This is a genomic window from Psychroserpens sp. AS72, assembly GCF_038900375.1.
Lineage (GTDB): Bacteria > Bacteroidota > Bacteroidia > Flavobacteriales > Flavobacteriaceae > Psychroserpens.
Map to the genome: position 1 here is coordinate 42,938 of NZ_JBBMRC010000003.1, position 13,835 is coordinate 56,772.

The following is a 13,835-nucleotide window of genomic DNA, read 5'->3' on the forward strand; positions in this document are numbered from 1 at the left end:
ATAGATGCAAAAAGATATACCACATATAGACTTTAATTCTCAAAAACCTGATAATTCTGGAATAGAAATATTAACTATAGAAAGCTTATCTGTACGTCGTAAAGGCGAAATAGTAGATCATAATCCTGAGAAAGCACATCAAGTCGCTTTTAATATGATTGTTTTTTATACAGCAGGAGAGAGCAAGCATTTAGTGGATTTTGTGTGGCATGATGTAAAAAAGAATACAATAATTCACATCTCTAAAGGTCAAGTTAATGCCTTTAAGTTTACTAAAGATTTAAAAGGCTACATTATATTATTTACCGAAGATTATTTAAAAAAGCAAATTAATGCATTACCAAAGAATGAATTAATCCGTTTGTTTAATGCACATTTATTTTCACCTAGTATTCAAGTCCCAGAAGATTCAAGCATAGTAAAATATATTCAATTGCTTTATGAAGAATATTCTAACGTAAATGAAGATTACAACCAAGGTAATACTTATGATGCTTTACATTCTATCATTTTTTCAAAATTAGAACGCTTAAAACAATATCAAACTTTTCATTTGAAGCGTTCAAATAAATTAAATACTTTTTTAGATTTTAAATCACTTTTAGAAAACCATTATACTAAAAGTAGAAATGCTGATTTTTATGCCGAAAAATTAAACATCACATACAAGCATCTCAATACAATTTGTAAAGACACAGTTGCAATTACTGCCAAACAATTTATTGATGAATTTGTAGTACTTGAAGCTAAGCGCTTACTTATCAATTCAGAAATAAAAAGTACAGAATTAGCGTATTCTTTAGGTTTTGAAGAACCAACTAATTTTGTGAAATATTTCAAAAAACATACAGGATTTACCCCAAATCAATTCAAAAAAACCATTCAATAAGACTTTTAGGTTCGATATTTACCATTTTTGTGCTCACATTTATCTTTAGTTAACTGTCATACTGCTATAATTTTGCAGTATAAATAATTAACAAAAAAATAAAAATGATGAAGTATTTAAAATTAAAATTTATTGCCATTATTATGTTGGCTTTTACAGTTTTCTCTTGTAGTAATGATGATGATAGTTCAAATGCACCACAAGTTATTGATTTTGGAACTGCACCTTCAAGTTCTATTATAACTACGGGTTCTGTAAACGTAATTACAGAAAATACCGTAAGATACCACACTATCAATTTTGATACTGCACCTTACACAGTAACTATTGTAGAGACCGAAAACAATGTTGTTTTAGTAGATTTAGGTCCAGCACCTTTTTTCGCAAATGAACTAGAAGCCTATGTAGATGTTATCAATAAGCCTGGAGCCGTTATTATAACCCATAATCATGGCGACCATTATGGTGGAGCAGCAAATTTTACAGATTTAGATGTTTATGCGGAAAGCACAGTTGCAGCACAATTAAACAGTACAGCAGACTTTACCAGTATCTATCCTAATAACGTAATTGGAGTTACCGGTTCTCAAGAAATAGGAGATTTGACATTTACTTTTGATAAAGTATCTAACGCTGAAACAGGAGAAAACGGTTATGTTTATAACGAAGAACATAAGGTTATTTTTTCAGGAGATCTTATCTATAATTTATCGCATCCTTATTTAAGAGAATACACTCCAAATAATGGAGATGATGAGATTGATAATTGGATTGCTGGTCTAAATGTATTGAAAGCAAATTTTGCGAGTTATGATCATCTTTTTGTCGGTCATAATGGTTCTCGCTCTGATGTAAGCACAGTAATTGATGAAAATATTGATTATTTACAAAATGCGCAAGGCCTAATAAAAGGCACTCAAACCATTATTGGTGGTGGTACAGCTACAACACACCAAGAAGTCATAGACGAACTAGAAGTGTTGTTTCCTACATATTTAGACGGTGGACTTTATTTATCATTACCAGAAGCTTTTTTTCCAGGAGACCCAGGAGCTGATTGGTTTTAATACAATAAAATATTTTTAAGAAAAACCAATTTTGATTAATAACAAGAAGGAACATCAATAAGAATTTGATATTCCTTCTTGTTAAAAAGAAAAAGTATGAGTACTTCGGAACAAATCCAAATAAACACAACGTTAAATGAACTCTTTGAAGATTCTAAATACGATATAGTAAAAATGATAAAAGGTGCTGCAAAAAGTATGTTCAGACCAATGCAACCTTTGGATTTTAAAAATGCATATTTGTCTATTTCGAAAGAACAAGGCCAAGGATTAATAAAATTAATCGCAGATAATAAACTTAAAAATATTGTAGAATTTGGAACTTCATTCGGGATTTCAACACTGTTTTTAGCGCAAGGTGTCATGGAAACAGGTGGACGTATAATTACCACAGAATTAATTGACTCGAAAGCTCAAAAAGCAATTGACAATTTTAAAAGAGCAGGAGTGAGCGACCTTATTGATGTAAGAATAGGAGACGCAATGGAAACCTTAAAAAATTATACTGAACCTATAGATTTGTTGTTATTAGATGGTTGGAAAGATTTGTACTTGCCATTATTTCAATTACTTGAGCCTAATTTTAATACCAATACAATTATTTATGTTGATAATGCAGATATGGCAGAATCTCAAGTGTTTTTAAAAGAAGTGGCAAAAAAAAACACGTACAAATTACAAACAAAATATAATGGCAAAGTGGTATTAATAACGATTAATAAGTAAAATAATGAGTGAAGTAGCAATATGCCCAACATGTGGCAGCAAATCAAAAATAAAAGACGTAAACGGAGAAACAACGTATCAAGCACTTCAAGATGATGAAGTTTTAAAAAAAGCAGGTCAGCTAAAAAAAGCAATGCAAAAGTTTAAAGAAAAAGCAGAAGCTTTAGAAAAAGAATTGGAAGACTTGAAATCAACAAAATAATATGAATTTTTTAAAAAGAAACTACGGTTGGTTAATTGTTACCATATTAGCATGTTTACCATTGTTAGTTATTCTAAGAATGATAAACTTTGATTTTTCTAATGGGTTGTCCGTTTCTTTTGCAGACAATGCAGTTGGAGAAGGAAGAACAACCGTAGAAATGTTATATCACATTACTGGAGAATTCGCTATTCGTTGGATGTCTGCTGTGTTAACGTGTACACCATTCTTTATTATTTTCGGTATAAATAATCTTTTTGTAAGGCAAGCTATGGGTATTGCAACTGCTGTTTGGAGTTTGCTTCACTTTATTATTTTTATTGCTGCTGAAGGATTTTTAGAAACCTTTACGCAATTCAACTATGTTGTAGGTTTTATAGCTGTTTTAATACTCATACCTTTGCTTTTTACGTCCAATAGAAAAGCAATGAAACTGCTTAAAAATAAATGGAAGAAACTACAACGCTTATCTTATGCTGCAATTTTACTAAGCTTAATCCATGTTGCTATTTTAGATAAAACTTGGATTATTTATGCAGTAATTGTTGGTTTAGGATTTATTATAAGAATACCATTTATTAGAAACAAAATCATTGAATTTCGCAGAAACAAAACAACAAAATTAATTTAATACATTATATTATGAAAATCGCAGTTACATCAGCAAGCGGAAAATTAGGAACTTCAATAGTTAAACACCTAATCAATATAATTGGTAAAGATAATGTCATTGGAATTGCACGCACACCAGAAAGAGCAACACATTTGGGAATTGAAATTAGAAAAGGAGATTATAATAATCGTGAAGATTTTAATGAAGCATTAAAAGGAGTGAATGTAATATTGTTGGTTTCTGGAATGGATCAGCCAGATCAAAGAATCATACAACACAGAAATGTAATAGAAGCAGCAAAAAATAATGGTGTTGATAAAATAGTCTATACAAGTATCGTTGGAGCAGAAGAAAATAATGCTTTTAGCCCTATAGTACAAAGTAATAGACAAACAGAAAAAGATGTACAAGATTCTGGTCTAGAATGGGTCATTGGAAGAAATGGAATTTATATTGAACCAGATTTAGAATACATAGACACTTATGTGAAAGAGGGTGAAATAAGAAATTGTGCAGCAGATGGAAAATGTACATACACAAGTCGAGAAGAATTAGGTTATGCTTACGCCAAAATGTTAACAGAAGATAAACACAACAAAAAAGTGTATAATCTAGTTGGTGATGCAATTACACAAAGTCAACTTGCAGATGATATAAACCAAGTTTTTAATACAAACTTGGTCTTTAATTCCGTATCTGTTGAAGCATATAGAGCTGAAAGAACTGCTGCATTAGGTGATTTTATGGGAACTGTTATTGCAGGTATTTATGAAGGCATTAAAAATGGAGCAAATGATGTGCCTTCAGATTTTGAAACAGCAGCTGGACGACCTCATTTATCTACAACTGAAATGATGGAAGCTTTTAAGACATCACAAGATTAACCATCATTTGATAACTTTTATTATGATTTTTTGTCTTCAGGTTCGAAATTCACCATTTTTCAGCTAATATGTATCTATTGGAGATCAAAAAAGCAATTGGTTGTATTAATCTAATATAGTAACATAAAAATGACATGTTACCTCGTTAAAAAATAATGATTGGTGATTAATAGCGGAAAAAGGGTTGTCTTATTATGAGACAGCCTTTTTTTTTGTTACAAACACACTGCAAATCTGTTATAACTATAACAAAAACTAAACAGTTAAAATTAAAATGTATGTCGTTGTTCTTGCGTTGAAGATGCACTAAGTAAATGGTTAAACACCTTTATAGCATCAAAATTTTGGTCAATAGCTTTCGTTGCTGCAATTCCTGAAACACCTGATTTTAAAATCGCTGTCACATCGTTTGTAGTAATGCCACCAAAACCAAGAATTGGTGTTTCGGTTTGTAAAGCGTCTGTGATGGCAGTAAAACCTTTTAATCCCAAAACTTCTCCTAAATCATCTTGGTCTGGAGTTGCTCTAAACGGACTTAACATCACATAATCAACAGCTTTAGAAATTAGCGTTTCGCAATCCTGTAGCGTGTTTGCTGTGGCACCAATAATTTGCCAAGACTCTAAATGTTTTCTAACTATAGTAGGGCAGACGTCTGTTGATTCTAAATGTACACCATCTGCTTTTATAGCTTTTGCTACTTTGTAATGACCATTTATAATGAGTCTAGTTTGATAATGAGTTGTGATTTCTAAGACGTCTTTAGCGAGCTTTAACATCTTTTTTTCTGAAGCATTTTTAAAACGTAATTGTACTAATTCTACTCCAGATGTACATGCTTTTTGGATGTTTTCCAGACACTTTTTCGGAGTTGTATCTTGAGATATATAATGCAATTTGGGTATCATCATGGCTTCGCGTAATAAGCTACAAAAATACGACTATTATTAGCACTTAAAATTTCCGGAGTAAAAAAGTAATCAGGACTCATGTTATTAGTTTGTAGTTTAGATTTAGTGTGTGTTTAGAAGCACAATTTGTTATCATCTAAAATTTCCGAAGTAAACTTAAAAACACTAAAAATAATTCACTACATTTACGTAGACACTTAAATATCAAGTATCTAAACTTCCCTTTTAATAATTCCCACGAACATATTTTTAGTTCTGATTGCTATGCGTTTTCAGAAATTTCAATGGTATAATAATCTATAATTAGAAAATTATGTGGTACAACGATTTAAGACCAGACAGCGAACTTGTTAATGACAAATACTCATTAATAATGCTTGAGCGAGACGACAATTACAGTAGGATGCTGGACGATGACGCCAAAAAACGCACCATCTCAAACCTGCTAAAATTGCGACAAGGACTGTTTGAAAACATCCCTAAAAAAACAGTAGATTCTAATCTCTTACTCTGTTCTTGGAACATCAAAAATTTTGGAACCCTAAAAGACCGAACTGCAGAATCTCTATTCTACATTGCCGAAATCATAAACGCCTTTGACATCGTTGCCATACAAGAGATTAATAGAGATTTAAGTGATTTTAAAAAGGTAATGAAAGTTTTAGGTAGCCATTGGAAATATACAATTAGTGATGTCACAGAAGGCAATTCTGGCAATGATGAGCGCTTTGGTTTCATTTACGATTCTAGACGTGTCACACACTCTGGTTTATCTGGAGAAATCGTCATCGCACCAGAGAGCGTGGCAGATGATGCCATACTTAAACAGCTCAAACGCACACCAACATTTACAGGTTTTGAAAGTGGTTGGCAAAACTTTTCTATTGTAAGTGTGCATTTGCAACCTGGAAAAACTGATGCCAATAAAGCGATTAGAAAGGAAGAAGTGCGACTGTTAATGGATGTTTTAAATACAAAATTGGCTTCGGCAGCGTTTCATAACCGCAATATGATTATTCTAGGAGACACTAATTTATATGCCAATGATGACGATATTGTTGACCTCATAACGCAGCATGATTTTGTTGAAAGTGATGCACTCGCAGGACAATTTACCAATACGAGTCTCAACCAAATTTACGATCGCTTGTTTCTTAATGTTGATCCATATTTTAAAATTGCTACAGATGACTTCGGAAATGAGCAAGGTGGTGTGTTCAATCTTTTTGATTACATCTATTTAAATTCTCCTACAGAAATAGCAACGTATCACCAACTCATGCTGTTACATAAAGATGATCCAAGCAACCTTATTGATGACGCTTCTTTTACATCCTATTATAACAGCTATTGGAAACGAAATCAAATGAGTGACCATTTGCCAATTTGGTTGGAGCTGCAAACAGAAAGTAGTGATGAGTTTTTGAGATGGGAATTGGGGAAGTTTTAGAGATCATAGGAGAGAAGTGAGTAGTTTACATCTAAGATAAGTTACTTGCAACAGTGATAATTTTATATTTTTATACAACACATGAGTCGCGCAACTACCATACAAGAAGTTATTAATCAATTAGATAACATCATAGAGCATGCTATTGCTACTAACAATCGCCTTGGCTTTTTTGCTTATGTATATCGAAGAACCACAGCAGAGATACTTAGAGAAATTCAATTAGGAGGTTTTGAAAATAATGAGCTTTTAGAACAACTGGATGTTGCATTTGCTAATCTGTATTTGGAAGCTTATGAGTTACATGAAAATAATATGCCTATTCGTAAATCTTGGTTATTTGCTTTTGCACATAAAGATGAGTCTTTAACTATTTTACAGCATATTATGATGGGAATGAATTCCCATATCAATCTAGATTTAGCAATTTCAACAAGTAATATTATGAATGGTAAAGATATTGAACTCGTTAAAACCGACTTTGAAAAAGTAAATGATATTCTGTTTAATATTCTTAATGAAGTTCAAGATCGATTAAGTCGTGTGTCGCCAATACTTTTTTTATTAGATCTAATTGGGCAAAACTCAGATGAAAAAGTAATTGATTTTAGTATGCGTAAAGCACGTCAGCAATCTTGGCATTATGCTAATTTATTATGGAGTCTTGGTTCAGAGCATGAATCTGGAGCTATAGATACTTTAGATGATGTGGTTTTAGGAATCAGTAAATTTATTAAATCACCAAAATCGAGGTTGATACGGTTTTCACTAAAAGCCATTGCGAAATTCGAAAATAAAGATGTAGGACGCGTTATTTCTAAACTAAGAGAAGATTAGTATAGCTTAGTATTTAAAGGAACAAAGGGAATAAAGATGTTTTAAATCTTGATTCCCTTTGGTATCATATTTCCTTTCGTTAGCATTATCCTTCGAAGTCGATGGGTATTTCTCAGCTGTTTAACTTAAGCACCCCAATTATGATAGGATAAAAGTAAATAATAAAATCAATATGTCAAAATATTAATGAATAAATTCAATAATTGTTAATAAATTCATAACAATACTATGAATTTAATATTAATTTAACACGCTTTGCGTATTTGGATTAATTTAAAAACAGATTGAGATAATGTTTCGGTTGTTCTTGTATTAATTTTACAATAGTAAATCAATAGTGGTTTACAGCAACAAATTAAAACTCAAAAATTATGTCTAAACCATGGCAAGATAAAGCAAAAGGCAATTGGAATATTGCTAAAGGAAAATTAAAACAAAAATGGGGAAACCTTACTGATGATGATCTAGATTATGCAGAAGGTAAGGAAGACGAAATGCTAGGAAGAATTCAAAAGCGTACTGGAGAATCTAAAGAACGTGTGAACGAATTCCTTAATGATTTAAAGTATTAGTCATTCCCTATTGAATAAGTTAGTAAAGTTGATTAGTTAGTAAAAGTGAAAATCCCGCAATTGCGGGATTTTTTTATGCAAATTGTTGTTATAAAAGTAGGAGAGTGGAGTTGCAGAGAAATAGAGCGAACCAATCTTAACCTCCAAACACCAATAACTCATAAGTTTTTTTAATACCTTAGATAACACAATTAAATTCTGCTTAACTTACTAAGTATCAAAACCCAAACAAAATGCTAAAAAACGTAATACTTCAACGAGACATTTACGCCTCTCAAGAACATAAAATGATGCAAGAGATGATAAGAGATTTCATCACTAATGAAATCATGCATCAATTAGAAGAATGGGAAAAAAATGGTATGGTTTCCAGAGCTATTTGGGAACGTGCAGGAGAACTAGGTTTGCTCTGTATTGATATGCCAGAAGCATTTGGAGGTAGTGGTTTAGATTTTAGTTTTAGTGCACTTTTTATTGAAGAATTAGGGAGAGAAGGTATTACAGGAGTTGGTTTTTCATTGCATTCAGATATTGTTGCGCCTTATCTTTTAAAATATGGAACCGATGCTCAAAAGAACAAATATCTTCCGCAAATGGCAACTGGTAAACTAATAACATCTATTGGTATGACTGAGCCTAACTGTGGTAGTGATTTAAAAGCTATCAAAACAAATGCTGTAGATAAAGGCGATCACTATCTCGTTAACGGACAAAAAACATTCATCACCAATGGATATATGAGTGATATGTCTATTGTTGCAGTAAAAACAAATGTTGGCACAGACCAGGAAGGTGTCTCATTATTAATTATGGAAACGGCTTATGAAGGTTTTGAAAAGGGTGTTCCGTTTAAAAAAATAGGTATGAAATCTCAAGATACCTGTGAGTTATTTTTTGATAATGTCAAGGTTCCGAAGGACAATTTATTAGGAGAAGAAGGTCAAGGTTTTAAAATTATGATGACCGAATTAGCTAGAGAGCGCTTAACCGTTGGACTTAATGCCATTGGTGGAGCAGAAGGTGCTATAGAAAAAACGATTGCATATACGTCTACACGAACTGCGTTTGATCAACCTATTGCTGGATTCCAAAACACACAATTTAAATTGGCTGAATGTGCGACGCAATTACAAATTCATCAAGCGTTTTTAGATCGATGCACACAATTATTGGCAGATCATAAATTGACTGCAGAAAGTGCGTCTATGGCAAAATATTCGGCTACAGAAATGCATGGAAAAGTCGTCGATGAATGTTTACAGTTATTTGGTGGTTATGGTTATATCTGGGAATATCCAATTGCCAAAATGTATGCAGATAATAGAGTTGCTCGTATTTATGCAGGAACAAATGAGATTATGAAAGTGTTGATTGCTCGTGGTTTGTTTAAAGAGTTATTTGCTGAAATGCGAAAGAAAAAATAATCGAGAGATGTGATTTTACTTTAAGCATCATTACACATTAATTTTAAAAGGAGTGAAGCGCTCCAAAAATCTTTTGTTACATTTATGTATGATTAAAAAAATTCTGTTTTCTTTCCTAAGCTGTTTGATGTTTTATAGTTCCGAAGGTCAAACATTTGTAGATGATGTTGATCGTGTAGCTTTTGTAGTTATTGATTATTGTATTGATTCTAGTGGTAACCGTTATAATATTACCATAAATGAAGACAAGACCACGTATTTAAAAAAAGATTGGCAAGAGGCTTGTATCACGCATTTTAAGGATGCAGAATTACCGCAGTCAATGAAAATGCTGGATCGCTGTTGGCAAATAGTCTATTATTTTGTGAATTCTAAATATAAAACATATTCACTGCCAGAAGAAGATCGGGAAAAGTGCACCATTTTTCATACAGGTGAGTATCGGTATATAGATTCTGTTCATTATGATTTTAAGATTGTTAGGCGCAAAAACAAACAAATTGAGAAAAGTCTGCTTGTTAAGAATCATCAAGTATATGCCATACAATGGTTAGACGATCATATATATACATTAGAAACTTTAAAAGTGACTCTAGAAAAAGACAAAGACAGAATTGGTGATTTGATGGAAGTCGAAATTATTGAACTACTAGATGGTGATAGTTATTTATACAGAGCAACTATTAAAGAAAAAGAAACTGTATTTTTTGGTGTCATCCAAAAAGTAACGGATTAGTATACTGACAATATAATTTGTTTGTGTTTTAATTCATTTTATAGATTAAAACCTAATGACTATAAATCGCGTATTTGAAAATTCACGCATGATTGTCCAGAATATTCAATTCAATAAAACATCATAATTATTACTAAAGAGGGAATGCTGGTTTCAACTCAAATAATTCTATTTTACATAATATAAATTATAGTACAAATGTATTGTTTTGAGTAAAATAGCGAATAGAACATTTTCGTTCTATTTTACATAGTTGCAGATATGACGCCTTTAGGTTCATATCGATAGGCAAATCGAATTTATGAGATTCACGAATACTTATATATAAAATAGAAATGCATGAGTAATTATGTAACAGCTATTTTACGTTTAGATAGCACTTATTCTAATCTCGTTATTATTGGAACTTTATTTCAACATGAAATGGTTTTGGGTTTTTATTTGGAATTAATTTAATAGAATCTTCTAAACTCCAGTTTTTCACAATAGAAATTTGACTTGGATTAATATATAGTCTTCTATAACCTCCTGGTTCTGCAACTATCCAACTAGAATCTTCAGCTTTATCATATATGCTTTTGTATTTCATGCATCTTTGTTTATTTATGCTAAAGATATCTTTTTTTCTTGATAAAAAAAGACATCGAAGATTCACGAACACTTAAAAAAATATTAACGCGTGAGCTAAACAAAAAAATCAAGTTAGGTATTCTCAATATTGATACTCAATCAATATCTCTAATAGTATATAATTTTGGAAACAATTACGTTTCGTTACACTATATTTTAGACTATTTGACGTTAAGAAAATGTCTAGTAGACATTTTTAGTTAAATACACTTAAAAGCTAATTATTTTTTTAAGTGATGTATCCAAAAGGATAATTGCATTTGTATAGCCTAAAATATGAACGTTCCTCTCTCCTATTGTTTTATCCAAAATTTTATGAGGTCAAAAACTATTATTTAGGAAATTCAACTTTAATTCTATAACTATTTAATAATTCAAGAAATTTTTTGTCATTAAAATATTTTCTGTAAATCTTTTCTGTAGAAATTATTCTTTGAAAAGCTTTAGGTTTCATTCCAAAAACAAAAGAAAGTTGCAAGTTCTTATAAAACTCTCTATCATTTCCAAGTTCAGCATAAATTTCACCTAAAGTTCCAGTTCCATATTTGCTTTTTGGATTTAATTCTAGATTTTTGTAAACATATTCAAACGCTTTATCATACTCACCCATTACTCTATAAACATTAGCAACTTCATTATATCCTACATGATAATTAGGGTCTAAATCAACTAATTGAAGCTTATATTTGAGCGCTTTTTTAAAATGGTTTTTTCTATAATAAATATTACCTTTTAAAAATATTGCTTGCCAATGCTCACTATCTTTATCTATTATTTCATTTAATAACATTAATACTTCATCATCCCTATCATCCATATTATCTAAAATATAGGCCTTTATGTATTTACTATGTAGATTTGTCTTATCTATCGTTAATGCTTTATTTATATTGAAAAGAGCAGTTTTATATTCTTCCAAATCATCATAAATTGATGCCAATAATGAATAAGCTTCATCAGCTTTTTTATTTAATTTAATTGCTTTTTTAAGTAAATTTATTTTTATCGCTTTATCTCTTACGCTTAAAGCTTGTTCTATTAGTAACTCACACTCTCGTAAATCATTAAACTTAGATACTTCATTTCCATCCAAACTATTTTTTGTTAATTCTTCAAAAAGAGTTAGATAATCTTCTTCTATTGGTACAATATCGTTTCTTTTACTTTTACCTGATATATTATTTATTTTAAATTTTTCTTCCTCTTCCAATTCCCGGTCTGAATGAATAACAAAAACTTTACTTATTAATTCCTCATCTCTATTTATAATATTCAATGTTTTTTTTATAATTATCGCTTCTTTATGCTTGTCCTCTGGATTAGTATAATAAGGGATTCTTGTTAACACGAAATGAACCTCTGGTAAAACACCTGTCAAATTATTTTTTTCATTCTTTAAACTTTTAATAATTTTAGATATTCCATTAATATTTTCGCTATTATTGGCTGCTAAAGTAACAACTGTATCTGCTAGTAAAGTCATTGCAATACCTGAAATATCAGTAATACCAGTTCTAGAATCAATTAATAAAAAATCAGGCTTTTCATCTCTATTTATTACTTCTTTTAAATTTAAAAGCAATTCTACACCATGACTTTTATTGTTATAAAATAGATCTTTCCAATTAATAGAAGATAAGTCTTTCCAATAATTATCGTTATTCACATTACCAGCTGGAAAAAACTTTATAAGCCCGTCAAGACGTCCATCATAATTAATATCAACCAAATAATCTTTAAAATCATCAGGAAGAAATCCATTTTTTTGAAATTCTGAGATATATTCAACCAAGCCTTTTTTTATGTTTTTAGAATTCAGATAATCCTTAAACTTTAAATGTAACCCAGGAGCTTCCAAATCAAAATCAATTAGGCATACTTTTTTACCTAAATCAGCAAGTCTCATTGCTATATTTGCTAAAGTCAAAGATCTTCCAACTCCTCCTTTATAAGAATAGAATGTTATTGTTTTCATAACTTATATACAAATTTCAACTGTTGTACCTCTATTTGTAATTTTATTTTGAATTAATTCAGCATTATAACCATCAGGTATTAAAAAATGAACTTCAGGATGTATGCTCTTCTCTTCTAAGTTAAATTCAGTTTCAGCATCAACATCAAGTATAGAAATTACTTCAATCAATTTTTTAAGACTAGTGTTAAGGTAATTCTCAGCTTCATATTTTTGTATTTGTTGTGCACTTACTCCCAGTTTACGTCCTAATTCTTCATGATTATAACCTCTTGCTATTCTACTATTAATGATGCCTTTACTTAAATCACCTATACTAGTAATAAACCGTGTTACTTTTCCTGTTTTTAAATTTTCATATTCAGAAATGTCATGCTTAAATTCTTCAATTTGACTATCAATTGAATCAATTTGAGCCTTAATTAAAAGTGGATGAATTCCATTGTTATCAGCTTTTTTAATCAAATCAAGAGCTTCATTAAACTTCTTTAACTTTCCCTTGCTTATTCTGTACTGTTTTTCGTTTTTTATCATCTTTATAGTCTGATTCCTATTATTCCTTTTGGTAGATTATTTCTATTTTTTTGGAAGAAATCCAAAAAAATCACATTAGGTGGTTCCGCTATCTCATTACTTGGAAAAAATTCACACCCATATTTCAGCTTTTGTTGTCGTCTTTGGTTTGAGAAAATCAATAAAACTGGATCAAGTTTTGTAGGATCAACGCCTTTTATATCCCAGCATGCATCGATATCACCTGGCTCTAATTTTGATGTAACAAAACTTCCGTCTATATAAATTGTCTTGCATCCTGCGTTTTTAAAACTCTTGAGAGCTTCTAAAAGACCATTAATTAAGGCTTTTCTTTTTTCACTAAACCCAAAAGTAGATTTTATTTCAGTCATTGTAGACCAATGAA

16 protein-coding genes are annotated in these 13,835 nt (G+C 30.8%); 11 read left to right on the forward strand and 5 right to left on the reverse strand.

Going from position 1 to position 13,835, the window contains the following annotated elements:
* Positions 1-4 precede the first annotated feature (4 nt).
* The 6 genes from WNY78_RS06400 to WNY78_RS06425 all read left to right on the forward strand — a co-directional run bounded on the left by WNY78_RS06400 (position 5) and on the right by WNY78_RS06425 (position 4,381).
* Positions 5-889 carry an AraC family transcriptional regulator gene (locus WNY78_RS06400; RefSeq protein ID WP_342872366.1) on the forward strand — a complete coding sequence of 295 codons (885 nt, stop codon included), beginning with the start codon at positions 5-7 and terminating at the stop codon, positions 887-889.
* A 104-nt stretch (positions 890-993) separates the two neighbouring features.
* A complete protein-coding gene (locus WNY78_RS06405; RefSeq protein ID WP_342872367.1) occupies positions 994-1,956 on the forward strand; it encodes an MBL fold metallo-hydrolase in 963 nt (320 codons plus the stop codon).
* 96 nt (positions 1,957-2,052) lie between these two features.
* Positions 2,053-2,682: a class I SAM-dependent methyltransferase gene (locus WNY78_RS06410; RefSeq protein WP_342872368.1), complete on the forward strand. Its 630-nt coding sequence runs from the start codon at positions 2,053-2,055 to the stop codon at positions 2,680-2,682.
* A gap of 4 nt (positions 2,683-2,686) precedes the next feature.
* Positions 2,687-2,884: a hypothetical protein gene (locus tag WNY78_RS06415; protein WP_342872369.1), complete on the forward strand. Its 198-nt coding sequence runs from the start codon at positions 2,687-2,689 to the stop codon at positions 2,882-2,884.
* A gap of 1 nt (position 2,885) precedes the next feature.
* Positions 2,886-3,515: a ferric reductase-like transmembrane domain-containing protein gene (locus WNY78_RS06420; RefSeq protein WP_342872370.1), complete on the forward strand. Its 630-nt coding sequence runs from the start codon at positions 2,886-2,888 to the stop codon at positions 3,513-3,515.
* Between the two features lie 11 nt (positions 3,516-3,526).
* Positions 3,527-4,381: an SDR family oxidoreductase gene (locus WNY78_RS06425; RefSeq protein WP_342872371.1), complete on the forward strand. Its 855-nt coding sequence runs from the start codon at positions 3,527-3,529 to the stop codon at positions 4,379-4,381.
* A 269-nt stretch (positions 4,382-4,650) separates the two neighbouring features.
* Here WNY78_RS06425 and WNY78_RS06430 read toward each other — a convergent pair whose 3' ends face one another.
* Positions 4,651-5,292: a thiamine phosphate synthase gene (locus tag WNY78_RS06430; protein ID WP_342872372.1), complete on the reverse strand. Its 642-nt coding sequence runs from the start codon at positions 5,290-5,292 to the stop codon at positions 4,651-4,653.
* A 313-nt stretch (positions 5,293-5,605) separates the two neighbouring features.
* Between WNY78_RS06430 and WNY78_RS06435 the strand changes: the two genes are divergently transcribed.
* The 5 genes from WNY78_RS06435 to WNY78_RS06455 all read left to right on the forward strand — a co-directional run bounded on the left by WNY78_RS06435 (position 5,606) and on the right by WNY78_RS06455 (position 10,311).
* Complete coding sequence (locus WNY78_RS06435; protein ID WP_342872373.1) at positions 5,606-6,742, forward strand: endonuclease/exonuclease/phosphatase family protein; 1,137 nt, start codon at positions 5,606-5,608, stop codon at positions 6,740-6,742.
* Positions 6,743-6,823: 81 nt separating this feature from the next.
* On the forward strand, positions 6,824-7,579 hold the full coding sequence (locus WNY78_RS06440) for a DUF5995 family protein (RefSeq protein ID WP_342872374.1): 756 nt from the start codon (positions 6,824-6,826) through the stop codon (positions 7,577-7,579).
* A gap of 371 nt (positions 7,580-7,950) precedes the next feature.
* Positions 7,951-8,151 (forward strand): CsbD family protein, encoded by a 201-nt coding sequence (locus tag WNY78_RS06445; protein ID WP_342872375.1) that lies wholly within the window; start codon positions 7,951-7,953, stop codon positions 8,149-8,151.
* A 233-nt stretch (positions 8,152-8,384) separates the two neighbouring features.
* Positions 8,385-9,575 carry an acyl-CoA dehydrogenase family protein gene (locus WNY78_RS06450; RefSeq protein WP_342872376.1) on the forward strand — a complete coding sequence of 397 codons (1,191 nt, stop codon included), beginning with the start codon at positions 8,385-8,387 and terminating at the stop codon, positions 9,573-9,575.
* A gap of 127 nt (positions 9,576-9,702) precedes the next feature.
* Positions 9,703-10,311: a hypothetical protein gene (locus WNY78_RS06455; RefSeq protein ID WP_342872377.1), complete on the forward strand. Its 609-nt coding sequence runs from the start codon at positions 9,703-9,705 to the stop codon at positions 10,309-10,311.
* Between the two features lie 397 nt (positions 10,312-10,708).
* Here the strand turns inward: WNY78_RS06455 and WNY78_RS06460 are convergent, their stop codons facing one another.
* The 4 genes from WNY78_RS06460 to WNY78_RS06475 all read right to left on the reverse strand — a co-directional run bounded on the left by WNY78_RS06460 (position 10,709) and on the right by WNY78_RS06475 (position 13,821).
* A complete protein-coding gene (locus WNY78_RS06460; protein ID WP_342872378.1) occupies positions 10,709-10,900 on the reverse strand; it encodes a hypothetical protein in 192 nt (63 codons plus the stop codon).
* 372 nt (positions 10,901-11,272) lie between these two features.
* A complete protein-coding gene (locus tag WNY78_RS06465; protein WP_342872379.1) occupies positions 11,273-12,916 on the reverse strand; it encodes an AAA family ATPase in 1,644 nt (547 codons plus the stop codon).
* A gap of 3 nt (positions 12,917-12,919) precedes the next feature.
* Positions 12,920-13,450 (reverse strand): helix-turn-helix transcriptional regulator, encoded by a 531-nt coding sequence (locus tag WNY78_RS06470; RefSeq protein WP_342872380.1) that lies wholly within the window; start codon positions 13,448-13,450, stop codon positions 12,920-12,922.
* 2 nt (positions 13,451-13,452) lie between these two features.
* On the reverse strand, positions 13,453-13,821 hold the full coding sequence (locus WNY78_RS06475) for a hypothetical protein (protein WP_342872381.1): 369 nt from the start codon (positions 13,819-13,821) through the stop codon (positions 13,453-13,455).
* Positions 13,822-13,835 lie beyond the last annotated feature (14 nt).